Here is a 15,312-nt window from a genome sequence, read left to right on the forward strand (position 1 = left end):
GTGATGTTTATAGGCGCGGGATGCCTCGCGACACCAGCGCGGCAAGATGCGCGTCCTCCGCAAGTTCGGCGAGATCGGTGGTGGCCGACCCGCCGGCGAGGGCATCCAGCGCCCGCCGCAGGGTCAGCCTCTCGTGTGATTCGTGCCGTCGCGGAAGTGTCGTCCGGCCTATGGGCGTCGTCGTGGACACGACGCCGCCGGCCTCCGACGCGTCGATCTCCGCGCGCACTTCGCCCAGCGATAGGGCGTTCACGCGGTCGGATCCGGCCAGGACGCGGACGGCCGTCAACACCGCCGGGCCGCTCCCGCCATCGGCGGTCTCGATCAATGCCGTCCCGTCGCCCGCGGCCTTCAGCGTCGGGCGCCCGCCCGAGAGCACACGCAGCCAGCCGATGGCGTCGCGCAGCACGACATCGAACGTGGATGCCGCGGCCACCGCGTCGACGGCGACCACCGCGGGCCGGGCCGCATCGGCGTCGCGCACGCTGCGCAGGTCGGCGACCGTGTCGTGCCGGAGGAACGGCCTCTCGATGAGGACGGGGAGCGATCCGAGGTCTGCTACCAGCGCTTGGACGAGTTCGGCGCCGACCGCCACCGGTCGCGACACGACGACCGCCGCGGCTCCCGCCTCAGCAGCCGCCCGCACGCCGTCGCACCACCGGGCGGTTCCCTCGACGACGACGATCGCGCCCGCCCGGTCATCCGCGAGCCGCGTGCTGAGCGGAAGCTCGGCGACCGCGACGCGGTAGGACGCGACCTCAGCCACCACGCCGATCACGAGACGACCTCCTCGGCCGGCGAGACCGACGACCCGGCGAGCACGGCCGCCGCCGCGGCATCCGCCAGGCGCAACGCGTACCGGGCGTCCTCCAGGAGCTCGTCGTACTGCACCTCGACCGTTCCCCCGAGCGCATCGAGCAGCGCACGCCACTCGGCCACGTACCCGTCCTCGACTTCGGGCGGATAGGCCGTGACCCGGCCGTCCGCGAATCGCACGCGGACGGCGGCGCTTCCGTCGTGCACGAACGCCGGCGGAAAGGTCACCTCGATGCGTTCGTCGTCGGTCGTGATGTCGAGCCGCCACAGGGCATCGGCGCCGCCGGGCAGCATCACGGTCGTGAGCCGCACGGGCACACCCGACGCCACGTACCCGACCGCGTAGCCGATCGGCGCGATGGCGCGCGCGTAGACGACTCGTTCCAGGTCCGGCGCGAGGTCGCGCAGGAGCGGCAGGTCGTGCACAGCGAGCCCCACGAGCAGCTGACGGACGACGGATGCGGCGACGTTCGGATCCGCCAGCGGCGGCCCGCCGGCTCGGGGCGCTGCCGGCGTGCTCTCCGTCACGACGTCGTGGTAGCGGTCGTTGGGCGGAAGCGCCATGGTCACGGCAAGGGCACGCACCTGGCCTCCGGCGGCGGTCAGGTGGTGCTTCGCCCGGTTCCACGCGCCGTCGAAGAGGTGATTGGTTCCGACCAGCAGCGCGACGCCCGCCGCCCTGCAGGCGTCGATCACCCTCGCGGCATCCGCCTCGCTGGTCGCCAGCGGCTTCTCGCAGAAGACGGCCCGCTTGCCTGCGGCGACGGCGGCGAGCACGTGGTCCGCGTGGACGGCCGGCGGGCTGCAGACGACGACGACGTCGACGGCGGCATCGGCGAGCAGGTCGTGGATGCCGGATGACCAGCGGGCGCCGGAGCGCCCTGCGATCACTTCCGCGGTGCCGCTTCCCGCGTCGGCGACATGCACGATGCGAAGCTCGTCCGAGAGCCGGGCGAGCGTGGGAGCGTGCAGGGCCCACAGCCCCGGACCGGCGCCGATCACCCCGACTCCATGCCGCATGCCTGCTCCGCTTCGTCGGGGGACCGGGTTTAGTCACTTGGGACGAAAGCATACATAAGTGACGTGCCTTCTGGCCATAGATGGCGGATGCTGGGCTGAAACGCGCATAGCTTGTGTCAGAATCAGGAATGGCAAAGCAGTCGACCTTGCGCTTCGGCGCGCAGACGGATGAGGTCACGAGCTTCCTGCGCATCGTCAACATGGTGCGAACCGGCGAGGCCGCGACGCGGCCGGAGATCGGACGCATCACCGGTCTCGGCCGCGGTGTCGTGGCGCAGCGCGTCGACCAGGCGATCGAGCTCGGCTACATCGAGGACGGCGAGTTCGGACCGTCGTCGGGGGGACGCGCCCCGCGCACCCTGCGGTTCCGCGGCGAGCAGGGACACCTGATCGTCTGCGCGCTCGGGGCCCTGCACATCCACGTCGGCGTGACGGCGCTCGATGGCGACGTGCTCGATCAGACCCACCGCCCGTGGGACATCTCGCGCGGGCCGGCGGAGACGCTCGAGGCGGCGATGACGATGGTCGACGAGCTGCTCGAGCGACTCCCGAGCGAGCCGGTGTGGGGCATCGGGGTCGGAGTACCAGGGCCGGTGGACTTCGTCTCGGGCCGGCCGGTGGCGCCGCCGATCATGCCGGGCTGGAACGGCTTCGACGTTCGACGTCGCTTCGAGGAGCACTACAACGCGCCGGTGTGGGTGGACAACGACGTCAACCTGCTCGCACTCGGCGAGCGCGCCAAGCGGCGCGACGAGCAGCCGGACCTCATCTACTGCAAGGTCGGCTCGGGCATCGGTGCCGGCCTGCTGTCGCACGGACGCCTTCATCGCGGGGCGAACGGTGCGGCCGGCGATATCGGCCACGTGCGGGTGCGGGATTCCGATGCACAGTGCCGCTGCGGCAAGGTGGGCTGCCTCGAGGCCGTCGCCGGAGGATGGGCGCTGGTGCGCGAGGCCACGGCCGCGGTCGCCGAGGGCGCGGGCGGCAAGCTGGCACAGCACCTCGAGAAGCAAGAAGTTCTCACGCCGGAGGACATCTCGGTGGCCGCCGAGAGCGGCGACGCCCTCGCGATCGGTCTCGTGCAGCGCTCGGCCCGCGTCGTGGGCGAGTCGATCGCCACCCTCGTCAACATGTTCAATCCGGGCGTGATCGTGATCGGCGGGGCCGTCACCGCGGCCGGTGAGGTCTTCCTGGCCGAGGTGCGTCAGCGCGTGTACGAGCTCTCGCTGCCGCTCGCGACGCGCGATCTCAGCATCGTGCAGTCCGCGAACGACCTGCGGGAGCCGCTGCGCGGCGGCGCCGAGATGGTGCGCGAAGAGCTGTTCACGGCGACCTTCCCGAAGTGGTTCGCCGACGGCCGGCCCAGCGTGGAGCGCGTCAAGGCCGCGTACTGAGTCCGCCCAGGCCAGCTGCACTACTTTTGCGGGTTCTCGACATAAGCATGTAGAGTAGGTGCGTAAGCCGGAAGGGTCCGGCGTGCCGACACGAGGATGCCGATGACGCTCTCCGCCCTGCGCGACGACGCGCTGACCACCACCGACGACGGCTTCGCCGTGCGGCTCGGACTCCCGTGGATCCGCTCGCTTCCGATCGCCAGCCTGCTCGAGCCTGAACTCACGATCGACGGCGCACGCGTCGACCCGCTGACCATCGAGCTCGGAGATCGCGCCATCGAGCCCGCGGCTCTGGCGCGGGAGACCGGGTGGTGGTTCCTGCAGGATCGGATCGTCCTCCGCGCGGACCGGGCGCTGGGTGCCGGCGCACACGACGTCGCGGTGTCGTTCCGGCTCGTCGTGCCCTACCTGCAGACGGGCCCGGACGGCCCCTTGACCCTGCCCTTCCGCATCGAGCGTCCGCTCGTAATGGATGCCGCGGCATTCAGCAGCACGGTTTCGCGCGATGTCGCCTGAACCGGAGGAGGACACCGTGTCCCTGCCGGATGGATTGACCCTGGCGGCGAGCGCCTTCAACTGGACCCCCGAGGTCATCGCCGCCGAAACCCCGGCGCCCGACATCGCCGTCGGCATCGTCCGCACCGGAGTCGCCTCGACCATCGAGCTCGAGCCCGGACAGCTGTGGCGCTCCTTCCCCGAACCGATCGACGGGGAAGTCGATGCGCTCCGTCAGGACTTGGACGACGCCGGCGGCTCGGTCAGCATCGTCGGCGCGAGCCTGGACGACTGGCTGCCCGGCGGCCGCAGGCGAACCGACGACGAACGCCTCGGGTTCCTGCTGCCCCAACTGCGTGCCGCCCAGCGGCTCGGTGCCGTGGGCGTGCGCCTGCCCATCGGCCAGGCGGGCGAGCCCCTGCTGCACCGTCTGCTGCCCGAACTGCACGCCCGCGACCTCGTGCTCTTCGAAGAGATCCAGGGTCAGCAGACGCCCGACTCTCCCGCCACTGCGGCGGCGATCGCGGTGATCCACGAGCTCGATGATTCGCATGTGCGCCTGCTGGTGGACATCTCGATGCTCATGCCTGCACTGCCCGTCACCTACCTCGCGCGTCTGCGCTCCGCCGGAATTCCCGTGGGTCTCGTGCAGCGACTGAGCGACGCGTGGCGCGACCCGTCGACAGCGACCGCCGTGGTCGATCTGCTCCGCTCGGGTGCCGTGCCCCCCGGCATCCACACGCTCTACATGAACATGCTGATCCGATTCGGTCGGTCGCACGCCGCAGATCTGCGCGGCGTGCTGCCCCTCGTCGGCGCGTTCCACCTCAAATTCTGGGACCTGCACGACGTCGACGGCCGCGTCTCGAACCCGATCAGGGACCTCGGCGCCGAGCTCGCGGGGACGCAGTTCACGGGCACCCTCTGCAGCGAGTGGGGCGGGCACGAGTGGCTCGACGATGATCCCACCCAGATGACCAGGGAACACCTCGCGCTGGCCCGACGCACCCTGAACGGAGACATCCGATGACCCTTCTGAACGTCCTGATCCTGTCCGGACACATGACGATCGAGCACGACAACGAGCACCGCAGCTTCCGGCAGCACAACCAGTGGCTGACGACTCTGCTGGAAGACACCGGTCGGTTCAAGGTGCGCGTCGTCGAGGACCCGAGGGGTCTGGGCGCGGAGATCATCGACAAGTACGACGTCGTCATCGTCGTGTTCGAGGGCCGCGACGGCTACTTCGACAAGGCGGTGGGATTCGGCGAAGAGACGGATGCTGCGCTCCTGCGCTTCGTGCACGACCACGGCAAGGGCATCGTGTGGTTCCACGGCTCGGCCGCTCAGGAGGACTCCTGGGGATACCCCGAGGAGTACAACGTCATGCGCGGCGCGAAGCTGAGTGCGTACGAGACGGGCCTCCGTCCCCGGCCGTGGGGCGAGGCGCTCCTGCAGACCGCCGAGCCGCGGCACCCGATCACCGAGGGCATCAACGCGACATGGACGGTCACCGGCGACGACATCCTCACCGGTGTGCAGATGTACGAGGGCGCTCAAGTGCTGCTGACGACGTTCGACGACCTCGAGGCCTACGAGAACGCGCCGGTCTGGCCGATGTCGCACTATCCGGTGGTGATCCCCGAGGGCGGCATCGCCGCCCTGAACGGCATGGACACCGACCAGCCTCTCGCATGGATCAACCAGTACGGGGCCGGCCGGTCGTTCACGATCACGATCGGCCACGACATCGACACGTTCCGGCGCATCGAGTTCATCCGGATGTTTCCGCGTGGCGTCGAGTGGGCGGCGACGGGCGAGGTCGCTCTCGAAGGCCCCGACCGCCGCGGCGAGCGCCGCTTCCTGCCCTGGCCGTACTACAACCACGAGGGCTGAGCCCGCGGCGCACAATAAGGTGCCGCCAGGGTGCTGCGCGCCGAGTGCACGGCTTCCCGCCGAAGGCACGGCCTCCTCGCGTGGGGATCCCGTGCACTCGAGGGCAGGCCGTGCACTCGGCGCCAGGCAGCAGTCGGCGCCAGCGGCACCGCGCGGTTCAGCGCGGCTGCAGACCGGCCGCCCGGTAGACCTCGTCGACGACTCTCATCGTGCCGACGCCGAGCGCCGCGTCCAGCGGGCTGGGCGACCCGACGCGCAGCACAGCGGCCACGTGCTCGAGCTGTCGCGCATAGCTGTTCTCGCCGTCGACGGCCCTCTCCTCGATCACCACGCGATCGCTCGCGGTGACACGCAGTTCGGCACCCCACTGCGGCACGATGACACTCGTCGCCTCCAGTTGCGCGGCCGTCCCGACGACCCGCAGCGACATGCTGCCCTGGTCGTCGCCGATGAACGACGAGCGGATGCGGGCCGGGATGCCGCGGGCCAGCTTCAGCTCGGCATCCATCTGAAGGTCGACACGGGGATCATCGGCAGAGAGAACCGCCTCGGCCGAGACCACCCTGGGTTCTCCCCACGCGGCACGGGTCAGATCGACGGCATAGCAGCCGACGTCCATGAACGACCCGCCGCCGAGGTCGCCGTCCAGCCGGATGTTGCCGGGCTTGACGACGAAGTGCGGGATGCTGAAGTCGAACTCCACGCGCTGAAGATCGCCGAGAACGCCAGATGTGAGCACCTCCAGCAGCCGGCGGGTGAAGCCGTGCAGCCGGTAGTGGAAACCCACGAAGGCGCGTCTGCCCGCCGCGTCCGCGGCTTCGGCGATCTGCGTCGCGGTCGTGCCGTTCGCCGACAGCGGCTTCTCGCACAGCACGTGCTTTCCGGCCTGCAGCGCGCGCACCGCCCAATCCGCCTGAACGGTTGAGGGCAGCGGGATGTAGACGAGGTCGACGTCGGGATGGTTCAGGACCATCTCGTAGTCCCCGGATTCGGGCACGCCGAGGCGAGCGGCCGCGGTGCGCGCACGAGCGGGGTCGCGTGCGCCGATTGCGATCACCCGCACGCCCTCCAGTACGCGCGCCGGCTCCACGATCGCCCGCTCGGCGATGCCGGCGGCACCAAGGATGCCGATGCCGATGAGTCGCTCTGTCATCGCCTCATCCTCGCGCGCGAGTCGGCTACTTCGACGAGAACGCCGCGTCGAACGCAGCGGCGGGTGGCGTGATCTCCGCGAGCCGGCGCACGAAGGCGAGCGCCTCCGGGGCGCCGATCAGCCGGTCCATGCCCGCGTCCTCCCACTCGACGCTCGTCGGACCTTCGTAGCCGATCGCGTTGAGCGCGCGGAAGAGCGGCTCCCACCGCACGGCGCCGTGACCGGTCGATACGAAGGTCCAACCGCGGCGCGGGTCGGCCCACGGCCGGTGCGAACCGAGCACGCCGTTGCGCCCGTCGAGGTTGGTGATCGACTCCTTCACGTGCACGTGGAAGATGTGGGCGGCGAAGTCGAGGACGAACGCGACGTAGTCCAGCTGCTGCCAGACGAAGTGCGACGGGTCGAAGTTGAAGCCGAAGCTCTCGCGGTGGCCGATCGCCTCGAGCGTGTCCTTCGCGCTCCAGTAGTCGTACGCGATCTCGGAGGGATGCACCTCCAGCGCGAACCGCACTCCCACCTCTTCGAACACGTCGAGGATGGGGTTGAACCGGTCGGCGAAATCCTGGTACCCGCGTGCAATGTACTCGTCCGAGGCCGGCGGAAACATCGCGACGGCCTTCCAGATCGACGATCCCGAGAACCCGTTGACCGTCTTCACACCGAGCTTCGCAGCGAAGCGAGCCGTGTCCTTCAGGTCCTCCGCGGCGCGCTGCCGCACGCCCTCCGGATCCCCGTCGCCCCAGACCCGGTCGGACAGGATGTCGCGGTGCCGTTCGTCGATCGGGTCGTCGCATACCGCCTGGCCGGTGAGGTGGTTGGAGATCGCGTAGACCTTCAGTCCATTGCGCTCGAGGATGTCGAGCCGCGACTGCACATAGTCGGCGTCGTCCCAGCGGGAGACGTCGAGGTGGTCGCCCCAGCAGGCGATCTCGAGGCCGTCGTAGCCCCACTCGCCGGCGAGGCGGGCCACCTCTTCGAACGGGAGGTCGGCCCACTGGCCGGTGAACAGGGTGATCGGACGCGCCATCGCGCTCTCCTTCGGTTGGATTCGTCAGACGGATGCCGGGACGCCTGCGGCGATGCGGACCCAGGCGGATTCGTGCTCGCTCGAGCGCTCCACGGCGTCGAGCACGCGCTGCACCGTCAGACCCTCGGCGAAGGATGGGTGCGGGTCGGTTCCCTCGGCGATCGCGGTCACCAGGTCGACGACCTGGTGCGAGAAGCCGTGCTCGTAGCCGAGCATGTGGCCGGCGGGCCACCACGCGGCGACGTACGGATGCTGCGCTTCGGTGACGAGGATCTTCGTGAAGCCCTGGCGGTCGGCGGGGGCAGTGCGGTCGTAGAACTGCAGGCTGTTGAGGTCTTCGAGGTCGAACGCGAGCGCGCCCTTGTCGCCCGAGACCTCGATCGTCAGCGCATTCTTCCGGCCGGTGGCGAACCGGGTGGCCTCGAACGAGACGAGCGCGCCGTTCGAGAGGCGCCCGGTGAAGAGCGCGACGTCGTCGACCGTGACCTCGCCGTACCCCTCGCCGGCCGTGCCGGACAGACCCGAGCCCGAGCCGAGGAGCGGGCGCTCCTTGACGATCGTCTCGATCGTCCCGGCGACGGCGTCCACTGTCTGGCCCGTCACGAACTGGGTCATATCGATGATGTGCGCGCCGATGTCGCCCAGGGCGCCGGAACCGGCATGCTCCTTCTGCAGGCGCCACGCCAGCGGCATCTCGGGGTCGACGAGCCAGTCCTGCCGGTACGCGGCGCGCACCTGCTGTACAGTGCCGACGACGCCCTCGGCGATCAGGTCGCGCAGAAAGGTCACCGCGGGGACGCGTCGGTAGGTGAACCCGACCATCGAGCGGACGCCGCGCGCGGCGGCTCTGGAAGCGGCATCCGCCATCGCCTCCGCCTCTGCAACCGTGTTCGCGAGCGGCTTCTCCACGAGCACGTGCTTGCCGGCCTCGAGCGCGGCGATCGCGATCTCGGCGTGCGAGTCGCCGGGGGTGACGATGTCCACGATGTCGATGTCATCCCGGGAGATCACTTCGCGCCAGTCCGTCGCCGACTCGGCCCAGCCCCACTTCTCCGCGGCCCCGGCAACCGCCTCGGCGCTGCGGCCGACGATCACGGCCATCTCGACCGCCTCGGGGAGGTCGAACATCCGCGGCGCCTGGCGCCAGCCCACGGAATGGGTGGCGCCCATGAAGCCGTAGCCGATCATCGCGACGCGAAGCGGCCGCGTCGTGCCCGCACTCATGCCAGGACGACCTCGCGCTCGACCGGAACGCGATTGGTGACGTAGCGACCAGGGCCGCCGTCGGTGCCGGGCATGATCTGCATGTACAGGAGCCGCATCGTCAGCACGACCTCGATGGTGAGCTTCTCGCCCGCGGCCGGAGCGTGATCGAGGGGGATGACGACCTCGGGCTTGTCGGCGACGAACCAGAGCGTGTCCCACTGCTCGGGCAGCTCCTCGATGCGGTAGCTCGTGCCGTTCAGCTCGAACCGCAGGTCTTCCTTCGGAACGGCGACGCCGTTGACGGATGCCGCCACGTCGTCGACGGCCGACAGCCACAGGCTGCGGTACCACGGGAGCTGTACCGAGACGGCGATCGCGTCGTCGCGGCGGTGGACGTCCTTCTCGGAGAAGAGGGAGTTGTGGGTGGCCATGGTCGGCTCCTCGGTTGCGGTGGGTCAGTGGAAGGTGTCGGTGAAGGTGTCGTGCGGCACGGGCGGTACGGGCTCGAGCTTCTGGACGGTCGACGGGCTGTAGGGGTGGTTCTTGTCCGGCGCCGGCTGGTCGGCCGGGGGCATGAAGACCGGCTTGCCGTCGTCGCCGAAGTACATGAGGTCGAGGTCGAAGGCGCCCTGGTTCTTCAGGCCGAAGCTGACCCAGTTCTCCTCGAACGGCGCACGGGCGAGCTCGTAGCAGCGGAACTTCCAGAACTTCCACTCGCCGTCTTGCTTGCGGAAGTCGATGGTGTACTTGCACCAGACCCAGTGCGCCCACACCTTCTTTCCCAGCACCTCGCCCGGCGAGTACATGTCGGGGAACTCCTTGGCGACCTCGGGGTCGGTCAGGCCCGACTCGGTGCCGGCCATGAGCCAGACGCCCTTGGCCGTCTCGCCGTCGGCGGCGACCTCGATCACGGGGGTCGTCGTCGCGTGCAGGATGAGCTTGCCCTCCGGGCTCGGCCGATCGCGGTGGTAGCGGGTGACGCTCTCCCACGTCGTGTACTCGCCGGCGTTCGTGTAGCGCGCACGGATGCCTGGCGTGCCCTCGCTCACCCAAAGGGGGATGATCTGCTCGTCCTGGAACGCGTTGTGCAGGTACATGTAGCGGTTGAAGAGGTTCTCGACCGCGCCACGATCCTGCGCCCGCTGCGCGAGAGCGCGGACGGCAACGACTTCTTCGCGGAGGGTCGCCAGCTCGGCCTGGAGTTCGGCAACGGTCGCTGAGCCGGACGAAGCGTCGGACGACCCCTCGATTGGTTGGTGAGCTTGTCGAACCACGGGGACCGCCCTGAGTGCCTCAGACAACGGCCTTCTCCCTCACGGTCTCTTCGATGGCGCGACGCATGAGCGCGTGCTGCTTCTTGACCAGCTCGATCGGGTCGGATTCGCCGAGGTCGGAGAAGGCGTGACCCTCCCATTCGCTGGAGAGGTAGCCCTGGTAGCCCCCCTCGACGAACTGCCGGACGATGCGCGGGATGTCCATAGCGGGCTCGTCGCCGTTCTCGTCGATGTCGTAGAACTTGGCGTGCACGTGGAACATCTGCGGCATGATGTCCAGCCACTCCTCCGGCGGGACCAGCCCGTGCATGTTGAACGCGAGGCGCGTGAACGGGCCGAACCGGAGCGGGTCGACGCCCTCCGAGATCAGGAAGTCCTCGAACTTCTGGTTGCGCACGTACATGGGCGTCGGCTCGTGCCAGATCTCGTCCATGACCGGGAAGTACTTCTCGTCCATGCCCATCTGGCTGAGTGTGCGGAGGAGGGTCGGCGAGAGCGAGTGCATCGTCGACGAGAAGTCGGCCGTGAAGCCGAGGCGGTCGGACTGGAGCTCGTCGTACATCTCCCGCATCTGTAGCACCTGCGGATCGTTCGGTCCCGACGGCGCGTGGATCTCGTACCCGAGCTTCTGGTCGTACTTCTCGGCCAGCGGCAGAAGGCTGCGCAGCAGCTCCTTGCCGTGCGAGCGGATGACGATCTTCTTGAAGCCGAGGGTGTGCGCTGTCTTGAGCTGACGCGCCAGGAAGTCGTGCTCCTCGTCCGGCGTCATGTCGCGCTCTTTGCGGCGCCCCATGTCGAGGTTCGTGCCGATCGCGCTGGGCTCGAGCCCGTAGCGATCCATGCTGTCGCGCCAGATCTTCACGAACTCATCGTCGACATCCGGGTACGTGCGCAGCATCTGGGCGATGTTGAACTCGATGCCCGGCCCCAGCCCGTGATCGGCGGCCGCCTTGATGAGGGTCTCGGGCGTGTACAGGCCCGCGGCGAACTCGGACGTCAAGGAGTAGAGGGTGATGCCGAGCTTGATGCCGGTACCGGCGATGCCGTTGTCTTCAGTCATGTCTGTTGGTCCCTGAACTTCTCGAAGGGTCGGTGTCAGCCGCGGACGGGCTGAGCGAGGTGGGAATGGAGGATGCTGCGCGCCTCGGCGGCATCCGTGATCATCCGCGAGCCGGCATCGGCAGCGGCGGAGCGCTGCACCGCCTGTTCGCCGGCGATGATCTCGAACGGGCTCTGCCAGTAGTTCCAGTGCCAGCCCTCGTACTCGCTGGAGATCGCGCCGGAGTAGCCGTTCTCGACGAGCAGACGGATCAGGTCGCGCACGGGAACGGAAGGCTCTTCACCGGTCTCGTCGATGCCGAAGAACTTGCCGTGCACGTGCTTGATCCACGGCATGATCTCGAGCCAGTCGTCCACCCGGGCCGGGCCGAACAGGCCGGTGCCGTTGATGCCGACGTCGATGCCCAGATCGGGGCGGCCATTCTGCGCGGCGAGGCCGATGAACGAGCCGAACCGCCGACCGTGCTCGGCCTGGTCGGCTGGCGGACCCTGCTCGTAATACGTGTTCCAGAGGTCGACGAACTTGCCGAGCAGCTCGTCCGACGCGCCGCGACGGCGGTACGCCTCGATGAGCGACGGCGCGAAGCCGCTCACGGTGGCCCCCCAGTCCATCGTGAAGCCGAGGAACGGCGACCCGACCTTTTCGTAGCGGTCGCGCAGCGCGAGGATGCGCGGATGCGACGCGTACTGATCCGCGTGGACTTCGAGAGCGAGGGTGACACCGTGCGCCTCCGCAATGGGAGCGAGCGCCTCCATCGAGTCAGGCTCGATGGAGATCTGCACGCGCGCGATCGGGAAGCCGAGCTTGGCCGCCGCCTTGATCTGCAGGGTCATGTAGTCGATCAGCTCGTCCTGCGTGAGCAGGCGATCGCGGTGGATGCCGATGTCGGCGTTCACTGCGAGCGAGGTGGTCACGAGGCCGACCTCTTCGACCAGATCGCGGAACCAGCCCGCGAAGGAGTCCTCGATCTGCGGGAATCCGCGGAAGCTGGAGAACCCGATGATCTCGAGGCCGGGGCCGTAGCTCTCGGCGGCGACCTTGCGGATCAGCCCTTCGAGGTCGTACTCGCGGCCGTGGAACGCGCGAGTGAAGCTGTAGAGGGTCACGCCCTGAATGGGAGTACCGAGTGTACTCATGCTGCTGTCTCCGGTCCCTGAGCCTGTCGAAGGGTCATGGTCTTGACGTCGTGCTCTTCGATGTGGAGCGTCTCGGTGTCCGAGATGATGATGTACGGGATGAACAGCGTGAGATCGACGCGGACCTCGTGGTCTTCGCCAGGCGTGACCGGCAGCTCGCCGGACAACACGGCCGAGTCGGTGGGGAACCACCACTCACCTGTCTCGTCGACGAGCTCGGGAAAGCCGAACTCCCGGCCGTTCATGCTCCAGCGCAGCGACTCCGCCGGAGCCTCCACGCCGTCGACGCTGAGCTTCGCGCCGGCGATGCATGAGCCCGGCAGAGCGCGGTACCACGGCAGCCGAACTTCGACCGCGGTGCGCGGTCCGTCAGTTGTGAGCGTTCCCTGCTCGATGATGCGGTCGGGGATCACATCGTCCTCCTTGACTACTTTGTCCGTGTTTCTACAGTCTAATGTTTGATTTCAACATAAGTCAAGGAATCGACTTATGCGGGGCTTTCGGCCAGCGCAGTGGCGATATGGCGCGCGCCGTTGACGGCGAGGGCCACTCCGGTCAGCGTCGGGTTGCACGCCGTGGCGGTCGGGATGACCCCGTTGCCGGCGACGTACAGTCCAGGGACGTCCCACACCTGCCCCTGAGGCGAGCACACGCTCGACCCGTCGTCCACTGCACCGAGGCGGGTGGTGCCCTGATAGTGCAGCGAGGCGCCGAGGGGCATCACGAAGGGGCGGTCATCCAGCGGCTCCCCCACGGCCTTGCCGAGTCGAACGATCTCGTCCTTGCCGCGGGCGATCACCTCGTGGTCACGCGCCGTGAGCCGGTAGTGCACCGTCATCGCCGGCATCCCGTATCCGTCCACGTCGCGATCGGAGAATTCCACGCGGTCCAAGGCCTGCAGGTCCTTCGCGCAGAACAGGCCGAGGCCCACGATGGAGCCGGGCGCGGCCGGGTCGTCGTCCGCGAGCTTCACCGGTGAGGCGTCGAGCTGCATCACCTGCCCGTGGAAGGGCATGCCGTCGGTGAAAGGCACCCACGTGACACCGCTGTACTCACTCAGGCCGGTGGCGGCGCCGCCGCCTTCGGCGTCGGTGGTCGGCAGGTCGCGGATGCGCACGGCGAAGACGATCTGGGCCTGATCGTTGAGATACCGGCCGAGTGCGTCGGGACGGACCCCGGAAGCCCAGAGCAGCTGCGGCGTGCGCAGTGCATCTGCGGCGACGACGACGAAACGGGCGCGCACTTCTGCGCTCTCACCCGTGCGCCGGTCTTCGACGACGACGCCGCTCGCCCGGCCGTCCTCGATCAGCACGCGCGTGACGAGCGACTCGTCGAAGAGCGTGAACCGCGGGTTGGCGCGGGTGACGTCGCCGAACACGACATCCGAGCCCGACCAGACGAGGTTGCCGTCCTCCCTGCGGTGCACGGCGAGCGGCATCCGCTGCACCCGCGTCGTCGCGATGCGACCGGCATCCTCGGCGGCCGCGAGGCGCGTGCGCACCAGGTCGCCATAGGGCGAACTGTCGAACGCGTCGGTCGTCACACCGAGAAGCCGCTCGGCCTCGGACAGCAGTTCGTCGAAGCTGCCGTCGGCGTCGAGGATCGCGATCCGCTCGCTGTCGTTCGGCCGCGGGCACGCGCCCGTCCAGTGCGCGGCCATTCCGCCGACGTTGCTCGACATGGCCGCCACGGGCAGCCCGTCCTCACCCTCGACCTGGTATCCGGTCTCCAGCAGGAACGTGCCCGGGCGGGCGCGTCGCTGCGTGGTCTTGACGATGCCGCCGGTGCGATCGGCGCTCTCCTGCGCGTGCGGGCCCTCCGAGCGCGTCTGCGCGCTGGCGCGCTCGGCGGGATCGGCGATGTTCTTCACGTGGGCCCCCGGCGGGGAGGTCACGATCGGCCCGACCTCGAACACAGCGATCGTGGCTTCCGGTGACCTCTCGCTCAGGATGCGGGCGTACGCGGCACCTGCGGGACCACTGCCGACGATCGCGACATCCACGCGCTCCGGGTAGCGGCCTGTCATGCCTGCGCCGCCACGTCGCGGATGTAGCGCACCGACTCCTCGGAGGCGGCCTGCGGATAGTACTCGAGGCCGATCGGCCCGTCGTAGCCGGAGCCGCGGAGAACGGCCAGCGTGGCCGGCCAGTCGAGGTCACCGGTGCCGGGCTCGCCGCGGCCCGGGGCATCCGCCAGCTGGACGTACTTGATGATGGAGCCGGCGTTCGCCAGCTCAGTCTCGATGTCTTCGCCCTCGACGGCGGAGTGGTAGATGTCGTAGAGCACCCCGAAGTTCGGCGAGTCGACGCCACGAGCGACGTACACGCCCTCGGCGGTGCGATCCAGCAGCGAGCCGGGGTGGTCGACCCGCACGTTGACAGGCTCGAGCACCAGCGTGATCCCCGACCCGTCGATCTGGGCGATGGCCTTCTGGTAGATCTCGATCAGCTTGTCGAGCTGCACCTGGCGCTTCCACCCCCCGAACCCGGTGCCGCTTCCCACGACGATGCGCGGTGTACCGAGGAGGTGCGCGATCTCGACGCCCTCGTCGAGCTTGCGGTAGAACTCCGAGTGGTCCCACGGCGGGATCATGAACTGCGTCCGCGGCTCGGCAAGCTGCGCCGTCAGCTGCGTTCCGGTCTCCTCGAGCGCCGTCTTCAGCGCGGGCAGGTCCTTCGGCGTCGTCGGGGCGTCGACCCCGGTCGGCCCCCACATCTCGACGGCGTCGAATCCGGATGCCGCGGCCGCGCGCACGCGGTCGTGGTAGTCGCCGGCCTCGGTGAAGAGCAGTTCGATGTTGGGTGCGAGCTGGTACATATATGTGCCTTTCGGTTC

16 protein-coding genes are annotated in these 15,312 nt (G+C 68.9%); 4 read left to right on the top strand and 12 right to left on the bottom strand.

Annotated features, from left to right (window positions below; all coding sequences use genetic code 11):
* Positions 1 to 7: 7 nt before the first annotated feature.
* Together ACPW96_RS12600 and ACPW96_RS12605 are read right to left on the bottom strand one after the other, a co-directional pair.
* On the bottom strand, positions 8 to 778 hold the full coding sequence (locus tag ACPW96_RS12600) for a hypothetical protein (RefSeq protein WP_425883480.1): 771 nt from the start codon (positions 776 to 778) through the stop codon (positions 8 to 10).
* Positions 775 to 1,836: a Gfo/Idh/MocA family protein gene (locus ACPW96_RS12605; RefSeq protein ID WP_425883482.1), complete on the bottom strand. Its 1,062-nt coding sequence runs from the start codon at positions 1,834 to 1,836 to the stop codon at positions 775 to 777. Before ACPW96_RS12605 ends, ACPW96_RS12600 begins: the two co-directional genes overlap by 4 nt.
* 128 nt (positions 1,837 to 1,964) lie before the next feature.
* On the opposite strand from ACPW96_RS12605, the gene ACPW96_RS12610 reads away from it, so the two are divergent.
* The 4 genes from ACPW96_RS12610 to ACPW96_RS12625 all read left to right on the top strand — a co-directional run bounded on the left by ACPW96_RS12610 (position 1,965) and on the right by ACPW96_RS12625 (position 5,621).
* Positions 1,965 to 3,230 carry an ROK family protein gene (locus ACPW96_RS12610; protein ID WP_425821228.1) on the top strand — a complete coding sequence of 422 codons (1,266 nt, stop codon included), beginning with the start codon at positions 1,965 to 1,967 and terminating at the stop codon, positions 3,228 to 3,230.
* A gap of 102 nt (positions 3,231 to 3,332) precedes the next feature.
* Complete coding sequence (locus ACPW96_RS12615; protein ID WP_425883483.1) at positions 3,333 to 3,746, top strand: hypothetical protein; 414 nt, start codon at positions 3,333 to 3,335, stop codon at positions 3,744 to 3,746.
* A 16-nt stretch (positions 3,747 to 3,762) separates the two neighbouring features.
* Complete coding sequence (locus ACPW96_RS12620) at positions 3,763 to 4,755, top strand: hypothetical protein (protein WP_425883485.1); 993 nt, start codon at positions 3,763 to 3,765, stop codon at positions 4,753 to 4,755.
* Positions 4,752 to 5,621, top strand: coding sequence for a ThuA domain-containing protein (locus tag ACPW96_RS12625; RefSeq protein ID WP_425883487.1), 870 nt, complete (start codon positions 4,752 to 4,754; stop codon positions 5,619 to 5,621). Before ACPW96_RS12620 ends, ACPW96_RS12625 begins: the two co-directional genes overlap by 4 nt.
* Positions 5,622 to 5,778: 157 nt before the next feature.
* Here the strand turns inward: ACPW96_RS12625 and ACPW96_RS12630 are convergent, their stop codons facing one another.
* The 10 genes from ACPW96_RS12630 to ACPW96_RS12675 form a co-directional block, all read right to left on the bottom strand.
* A complete protein-coding gene (locus tag ACPW96_RS12630; protein WP_425883489.1) occupies positions 5,779 to 6,774 on the bottom strand; it encodes a Gfo/Idh/MocA family protein in 996 nt (331 codons plus the stop codon).
* Between the two features lie 25 nt (positions 6,775 to 6,799).
* A complete protein-coding gene (locus ACPW96_RS12635; RefSeq protein WP_425821233.1) occupies positions 6,800 to 7,801 on the bottom strand; it encodes a sugar phosphate isomerase/epimerase family protein in 1,002 nt (333 codons plus the stop codon).
* A gap of 24 nt (positions 7,802 to 7,825) precedes the next feature.
* A complete protein-coding gene (locus ACPW96_RS12640; RefSeq protein WP_425883491.1) occupies positions 7,826 to 9,025 on the bottom strand; it encodes a Gfo/Idh/MocA family protein in 1,200 nt (399 codons plus the stop codon).
* Complete coding sequence (locus tag ACPW96_RS12645) at positions 9,022 to 9,438, bottom strand: C-glycoside deglycosidase beta subunit domain-containing protein (RefSeq protein WP_425883493.1); 417 nt, start codon at positions 9,436 to 9,438, stop codon at positions 9,022 to 9,024. The genes ACPW96_RS12640 and ACPW96_RS12645 overlap by 4 nt, the downstream gene beginning before the upstream one ends.
* A gap of 24 nt (positions 9,439 to 9,462) precedes the next feature.
* A complete protein-coding gene (locus ACPW96_RS12650) occupies positions 9,463 to 10,281 on the bottom strand; it encodes a nuclear transport factor 2 family protein (protein ID WP_425883495.1) in 819 nt (272 codons plus the stop codon).
* Between the two features lie 19 nt (positions 10,282 to 10,300).
* Positions 10,301 to 11,341, bottom strand: coding sequence for a sugar phosphate isomerase/epimerase family protein (locus ACPW96_RS12655; RefSeq protein WP_425883497.1), 1,041 nt, complete (start codon positions 11,339 to 11,341; stop codon positions 10,301 to 10,303).
* Between the two features lie 35 nt (positions 11,342 to 11,376).
* Complete coding sequence (locus ACPW96_RS12660; RefSeq protein ID WP_425821237.1) at positions 11,377 to 12,477, bottom strand: sugar phosphate isomerase/epimerase family protein; 1,101 nt, start codon at positions 12,475 to 12,477, stop codon at positions 11,377 to 11,379.
* Positions 12,474 to 12,890: a C-glycoside deglycosidase beta subunit domain-containing protein gene (locus ACPW96_RS12665; RefSeq protein ID WP_425821238.1), complete on the bottom strand. Its 417-nt coding sequence runs from the start codon at positions 12,888 to 12,890 to the stop codon at positions 12,474 to 12,476. The genes ACPW96_RS12660 and ACPW96_RS12665 overlap by 4 nt, the downstream gene beginning before the upstream one ends.
* A gap of 74 nt (positions 12,891 to 12,964) precedes the next feature.
* Positions 12,965 to 14,503, bottom strand: a complete 1,539-nt coding sequence (locus tag ACPW96_RS12670; RefSeq protein ID WP_425883499.1) for a GMC oxidoreductase — start codon at positions 14,501 to 14,503, stop codon at positions 12,965 to 12,967.
* Positions 14,500 to 15,294 (bottom strand): TIM barrel protein, encoded by a 795-nt coding sequence (locus ACPW96_RS12675; RefSeq protein ID WP_425883501.1) that lies wholly within the window; start codon positions 15,292 to 15,294, stop codon positions 14,500 to 14,502. Before ACPW96_RS12675 ends, ACPW96_RS12670 begins: the two co-directional genes overlap by 4 nt.
* Positions 15,295 to 15,312 lie beyond the last annotated feature (18 nt).

The organism is Micromonospora sp. DT81.3 (genome assembly GCF_049847225.1).
Classification (GTDB): Bacteria; Actinomycetota; Actinomycetes; order Actinomycetales; family Microbacteriaceae; genus Microbacterium.